The 6,428-nt window shown below is 58.3% G+C and carries 9 protein-coding genes; all 9 read right to left on the bottom strand.

The window, feature by feature from the left end:
- A partial coding sequence (gene atpA, locus B3H65_RS04280) for a F0F1 ATP synthase subunit alpha (RefSeq protein WP_286684259.1) occupies positions 1–1,086 on the bottom strand: 1,086 nt, incomplete at its 3' end.
- A gap of 4 nt (positions 1,087–1,090) precedes the next feature.
- Complete coding sequence (locus B3H65_RS04275; protein WP_286684258.1) at positions 1,091–1,573, bottom strand: F0F1 ATP synthase subunit delta; 483 nt, start codon at positions 1,571–1,573, stop codon at positions 1,091–1,093.
- Positions 1,563–2,168: a F0F1 ATP synthase subunit B gene (gene atpF, locus B3H65_RS04270; protein WP_009141768.1), complete on the bottom strand. Its 606-nt coding sequence runs from the start codon at positions 2,166–2,168 to the stop codon at positions 1,563–1,565. The genes B3H65_RS04275 and atpF overlap by 11 nt, the downstream gene beginning before the upstream one ends.
- Before the next feature lie 48 nt (positions 2,169–2,216).
- Positions 2,217–2,411 (bottom strand): ATP synthase F0 subunit C, encoded by a 195-nt coding sequence (locus B3H65_RS04265; protein WP_009141769.1) that lies wholly within the window; start codon positions 2,409–2,411, stop codon positions 2,217–2,219.
- A gap of 94 nt (positions 2,412–2,505) precedes the next feature.
- Entirely contained in the window at positions 2,506–3,306 is an 801-nt protein-coding gene (atpB, locus tag B3H65_RS04260) for a F0F1 ATP synthase subunit A (RefSeq protein WP_286684257.1), read from the bottom strand.
- Positions 3,307–3,353: 47 nt separating this feature from the next.
- Entirely contained in the window at positions 3,354–3,659 is a 306-nt protein-coding gene (locus B3H65_RS04255; protein WP_286684256.1) for a hypothetical protein, read from the bottom strand.
- A gap of 218 nt (positions 3,660–3,877) precedes the next feature.
- Complete coding sequence (upp, locus tag B3H65_RS04250) at positions 3,878–4,525, bottom strand: uracil phosphoribosyltransferase (RefSeq protein ID WP_009141772.1); 648 nt, start codon at positions 4,523–4,525, stop codon at positions 3,878–3,880.
- 97 nt (positions 4,526–4,622) lie between these two features.
- Positions 4,623–5,087, bottom strand: coding sequence for a ribose 5-phosphate isomerase B (gene rpiB, locus B3H65_RS04245; protein ID WP_009141773.1), 465 nt, complete (start codon positions 5,085–5,087; stop codon positions 4,623–4,625).
- Positions 5,088–5,167: 80 nt separating this feature from the next.
- Positions 5,168–6,428: FGGY family carbohydrate kinase (locus B3H65_RS04240; protein ID WP_286684255.1), on the bottom strand; the 1,261-nt coding region annotated here is incomplete at its 5' end.

Raw genomic sequence — 6,428 nt, 5'->3', positions numbered from 1 at the left:
ATAAATCTGGCCATCCGTAATGGAAATCACGTTGGTGGGGATGTATGCGGAAACGTCACCATCCTGCGTCTCGATGATAGGCAGGGCAGTCAACGAACCGCCACCGTTCTCCTCGGACAACTTGCAGGCGCGCTCCAGCAGGCGAGAGTGCAGATAGAAGATGTCGCCGGGGTATGCCTCGCGTCCCGGCGGACGACGAAGCGTAAGCGACATCTGACGATACGCAACGGCCTGCTTGGACAGATCATCGTATACGACCAGCACGTGACCGCCAGGGTTAGTGCGGGACGCCGGGCGTCCGTCCGCACCGTTGTACATAAAGTACTCGCCAATGGCAGCGCCCGCCATAGGAGCAATGTACTGAAGCGGAGCGGAATCAGCAGCGGTTGCGCTAACGATAACCGTATACTCGAGCGCATTGTGCTGAGCAAGGGTCTCGCGAATATTCGCCACCGTGGATGCCTTCTGGCCGATAGCGACGTAAACGCAGATCATGCCTTTGCCGCGCTGGTTGATGATGGCGTCGATCGCGATTGCAGTCTTACCGGTCTTACGGTCGCCAATGATGAGCTCGCGCTGGCCGCGGCCAACGGGGATCATCGCATCTACAGCGAGAAGCCCGGTCTGAACCGGCTCGCACACCGGGGTGCGGTCGATGACACCGGGGGCTTTAAACTCAATGGGACGACGATGGGTCTCGCCAAGGTTGCCCTTGCCGTCGATAGGCTGGCCAAGCGGATTGACAACGCGGCCGAGCATGCCTCGGCCGACGGGGATGTCCATAACACGGCCAGTAGTACGGCAGGCGTCGCCTTCCTTGATAGAGTCGACGTTGCCGAACAAAACGGCGCCGACCTCATCGCGGTCCAGGTTCTGAGCCAAGCCGTAAACGGTCTCTCCCGTCGCGGAACTGGTGAACTCCAGCAACTCACCAGCCATCGCGCTCTTGAGACCGAAGATGTGAGCGATACCGTCGCCCACCTCGGCTACATGGGATACTTCTTGGGTATCGACGGTAGCCGTCAGGTCAAACAGGCGTTGCCGCAAGACCTCTTCGATGTTCTCGGCACTGATTGCCTCGGACATGTGGCTATACCTCCGAATTCTTTACTGCATGAGTCATGACCTTACGGGCCTGCTCAAGTTGATGACGCACGGATGCGTCGCGACGACGGCCGTTCACCGAAAGGATCAGGCCGCCGATGATAGACGGGTCGACGCGCTCGATAAGAAACACGTTGCAGCCCAGATCGAGCTCGCACTTTTGGGTAACCAGCGCACGAAGCTCGTTATCAAGCGGAACAGCGGTCGTGACGGTGACGCCAACGGTCTGCTGATCGCCATCTGCCATCTCGCTATAAAGGTCGAGGACCTCGGACAGCTTATCCAGGTCGCCGTGAGCGGCCATCTGGGACAGAACCGACAGGACCTCGGGACTCGCCTCTGCTTCCGCTTTGAGCGGAACGAGATTCTCGTACACGCGGTTCTCGGTCTTTGCGGCTTCGAGCAGCGTGCGTGCGTAGGTTTCAAGCTTGCGCTTTTCCAGGCGCTCGCTGATCTGCTTATCGGCCATTGAGGGTGCCTACTTCCAAGAGATACTTCTTGATGAGCTCGCGCTGCTTCTCCTCGTCGTTTGCGAGGGTTTCGCCAACGATCTTGCCGGCAACGGCGACAGACATCTTCGCGATGGTGTCGGTAGCGCTGGCATAAGCGCGCTTCATCTCGTCATCGGCACGATCGTGTGCCTTAGAGATGATCTCCTCAGCCTCGCCGTGAGCGGCCGCGACGATGCGGGCACGCTCCTTTTCGGCATCGGAGCGAGCATCCAGAACGATCTCAGAAGCCTTGCGACGCGCGTCGGCGATGATTGCATCCGCCTGATCGCGAATCTCGGCAGCCTCCGCCTTGGTAGCGTCAGCCTCCTCGATACTGTCCTCGATCTTGTGCTCGCGTGCATCGAGCACAGAGATAACCTTTGGCCAAACGAACTTGGCAAGCAGGAACCAGATGATGAGGAAGATAACGAGCGCGGGAACGAACTCCGCCATCTTGGGGATAAGGATATCCGCACCGCCCGACTCCGTACCCTCGGCGAATGCCAGGGCGGGCACGCTCGACACCGAGGCGGTGACCCCGAGTGCTATCCTCACGCGTGTAACGTTCTTCATGACTCCCCCTCGGGATCTGAAGTCCGGCGTTCTATTTGGAACACCCGACTATTTAACAACCAATGCAACAACAAAGCCGATCAGGGCCAGGGCCTCAGCAAAGGCGGCGCCCATGATGAAGACGGTGAAGACGCGGTCCTGAACCTCAGGCTGACGTGCCATGGCGAGCGCGACGCCATGAGCGGCCAGGCCGATAGCAAGACCTGCACCGATAACACCAAGACCGTAACCGATAACTCCCACAATTCCTCCTTGAGTTCATGCGCCATCTTTGACGCACTTTGAACACGATACCTATATCAAACGCACTCTATATATGCGTCTGGTATCCAAAACCTTAATGGCCCTCCGCCTCGGCGCCCTGAATGTAGACCGCGGTGAGGACGGTGAACACGTACGCCTGGATAACGCCGACGAAAATCTCGATTGCATAGATGACAAAGAGAATCGCCGCAAACGCGAGCGACGGAATGGCGCCAAGCAGATTCGCCGCGGTAAGCTGCTGGATGAGCGGCTCCGCGAACAGCGACACCATGAGGGCGAAAGAACCCAGAACAATGTGGCCCGCGAACATGTTGCAGAACAGACGAACGGCAAGCGTAATGGGACGAAGCAGGGTGGAGATGAGCTCGATCAACCAAATAAGGATGTTGAGCGGGAACATAACCCCCTTGGGAGCAAGGCTCTTAATATAGCCCCATACTCCGTGGTTCTTCATACCGATGCGGACAAAGTAAATGAAGACAACGAGGGCGAGCGCCGCAGTGGTGGAAATGGTGCCCGTACCCGGCTTCATTCCAGGAATAATACCGATGATGTTGTTCACGAGAATGAACAAGAACAGCGTACCCAGGAACGGTAGGTGGCGACGCCAGGACTCTTTGCCCAAAATGCCGATTCCCACGTCGTTCTCGAGATACTCGATCACGTACTCGATCGCGTTCGCAAAGCGACCGTGGGGAACCACCGATACGCGGCGTGCAAACGCGAACATGATGACCAGCAGCACGATCGAAGACACGATGAGCCAGAAAGAATACTGGGTGACTCCGTGCATCAGATCGCCAACCACGGGGATCGAGCTAAAGCTCGATACGAGGTGATTGATCTCTCCCGGCAGCTTATCGAACGCTTCCAAGGTTTCACCTTCCTTTTGTTCGCTCGCACACATGTGCGGGCTCGCAACTACTTTCGCCTGCCGCCCGTCATGCAATACACGGCGAGGAGCGTCCAGCAGACAAAGAAGCCCACAAGTTCCCCCACTAAACACGCTAGAACGCGTTTTTGCGAAAACAAGTAGACCACTATAACGCCCGAATGTAGCAAAGCAAGCGAAATCATGATTGAAACAAACCCCTTGGAGAGGCTTGCCTTGCGCTTATGCCGCAACACCGGCAGCAGCGCAGCCATCAGGATTCCAAATGCCAAGACACCTATCGCGACTCCAGAAATCGCAAACGGAATATTGCCCAAGCTGTCTTGACCAAGCACCGTTTCACCCTTCCTGCCGCACGGGCTCCGCCTCTTCAACGGGACTCGCCGAGCGCTTGAGACCCTATTGTAAGCAGTTGCCCGTTCATTTCAATGGGTTTATTTCACACTGGTTTCCTATATCGCCGACCAGTGCGTGTTATGCAACAAACGGGCTGCATATGCCGACTAACGGTACATGCAGCCCTTGTTTCATGTGGTTGATTTATGGACAACTGTTACTTAGTACCGAAGATTCGGTCGCCCGCATCGCCCAAACCGGGAACGATGTAAGCGTTTTCATTCAGTCGCTCGTCCACCGAGCAGGTGTAGACGCGCACGTCCGGATCCGCGTCGAGAACCGCCTTGATGCCCTCGGGTGCGGCGATAAGAACCAGGAGGCGAACATCCTTGACGCCCTGGCTGCGCAGATACTCAATAGCGGCAGTGGCGGAGCCGCCGGTAGCGAGCATGGGGTCGACCACCAGGCAGGTGCGCTGGTCGATATCTGCGGGAACCTTGCAGTAGTACTCGTGAGGCTCGTGGGTTTCCTCATCGCGGTACATGCCCACATGTCCAACGCGAGCTGCGGGGATGAGCTCGAGCATGCCGTCGACCATACCCAGTCCGGCACGCAGGATAGGAATGATAGCGACCTTGCGACCGGCGATCTGCTTGGCGGTAGTGGTGCAGATGGGCGTGGTCACCTCAACATCCTCAAGCGGAAAGTCGCGCGTCGCCTCATAGCCCTCGAACAGGGCAAGCTCCTTCACTAGCTCGCGAAACTGCTTGGAGCCCGTCTTGACGTCGCGCATGATGGTAAGCTTGTGCTGCACCATGGGGTGATCAACTACGGTCAAGCGACTCTGGTCAAATTCAACGCTCATATATCTCCAATCAAAAAGGGGCCGGCACTGGTTTCATGGCTCCCATAAAACCCGCACCGGCCACAGCCATACAAATGGATACTCGGGATTCGCAACGCTACGCAGAGGCCGCGTTCTTACCGGTGGTGTCGAGCTTCATGATCTTCTCGACGCGTGCCGCATGGCGCCCGCCCTCGAACTCTGAGGTAAGGAAGACCTTGACGATGTCGCGGTTGACGGCCGGGTCGACAAAGCGGCCGGAGAGACCGATGACGTTGCCGTCGTTATGGCGACGGAACAGGTCCGCGAACTCGGGCGAGGTGATGGACGAGGCGCGAACGCCAGCGACCTTGTCCGCCGCAATAGCGATACCGATACCGGTGCCGCACACGCAAACGCCGCGGTCTGCCTCACCAGAAGCCACGCAGCGCGCGACCTTCTCGCCGTAATCCGGATAATCGACGCGGTCGTCCGTGTCCGGCCCCAGGTCGATGACCTCATGACCGAGCTCGTCCGCAAGATATGCGGCAAGCATCTGCTTCTGCTCAAAGCCGGCGTGGTCGGAGCCAATGGCGATACGCATGGAAACGTTCCTTTCCTCGTTGGTTGCCTGGGTCACTTACATGTGCCCCTCTTGACGGCGCTCTATTAGCGACACGTGTCTCACTGTAACACGGTACGGGACCGCGCCACAGCGTCATGCCAACCTGATAGTACCCGCGCAAGCTCAACGGGATTACCCGCAGGCTCAAAACATTTGCCAAGATTTCTATTCTGAACCAGCTCGTCCCTGTCTTCCCAATAGCCAACGGCAAGGCCCGCCAGGTACGCGGCACCCAGCGCAGTTGTTTCGATGCTCTCGGACTGAGTGATGGGGATTCCCAGCAAGTCCGCTTGGAACTGCATGATGAACTCGTTGCGAGAGGCGGCGCCATCGACGGAAAGCCCGGAGAGCTTGCGACCGGCATCGGCCTCCATGGAGCGAAGGACGTCATAGGTCTGATACGCCATGGACTCGCATGCGGCACGCACCAGCGTGGCGCGATCGGAACCCGCGGTAAGCCCGCAGATGAGACCGCGCGAATCGGGATCCCACCACGGTGCGCCCAAGCCGCTAAACGCAGGAACAAGGTAGCAACCGTTGTTGCTGGACAGCGAGCGGGCTATCGCGGCGGTTTCTCCCGCGTCGGCGATGATGCCGAGCTTGTCGCGCAGCCACTGGATGGTGCTGCCCGCATGGAAGATGGAGCCCTCCAGCGCATAGCTAATCTTGCCGTTTTCCGCGATGCCGATGGTGGACAGCAGCCCGTTCTTGGAATGCACAACCTCATCGCCCGTATTCATGAGCATGAAGCAGCCGGTTCCGTAGGTATTCTTGGTCTGCCCGGGCTCGAAGCAGCAATGGCCAAAGAACGACGCTTGCTGATCGCCGGCAACGCCCGTGATAGGGGGCGTGTGCGTCATGATCTCGCTTGAGACGCGACCAAAGTCACCCGAGCTCCAACGTACCTCGGGCAGCATAGAGCGCGGGATGTCGAGCGCCTCCAGCAGCTCATCGTCCCATTCAAGGGTATGGATGTTGAACAGCATGGTACGGCTGGCGTTGGTGTAGTCGGTGGCGTACACCATGCCGCCAGTGAGGTTGTAGATCAGCCAGGTATCGATGGTGCCGAACATAAGCTGACCGGCGGCCGCCGCCTCTCGAGCACCGCTCACGTTATCGAGAATCCATTTGACCTTGGTGCCGGAGAAGTACGCGTCCGGCTTGAGGCCGGTCTTCTCGCGGATAGTCTGGTCCATACCCTCATGCACCAAAGCGTCCGCGATGGGAGCGGTACGGCGGCACTGCCACCCGATAGCGTTATAAATAGGCTGGCCGGAATCGCGGTCCCACACAACCGTGGTCTCGCGCTGGTTGGTGATG

Source organism: Collinsella sp. UBA1693 (genome assembly GCF_002320115.1).
Taxonomy (GTDB): domain Bacteria; phylum Actinomycetota; class Coriobacteriia; order Coriobacteriales; family Coriobacteriaceae; genus Collinsella; species Collinsella tanakaei.
Note: the sequence above shows the minus strand (reverse complement) of the source record. Positions and strands in the feature narration are given on the sequence as shown.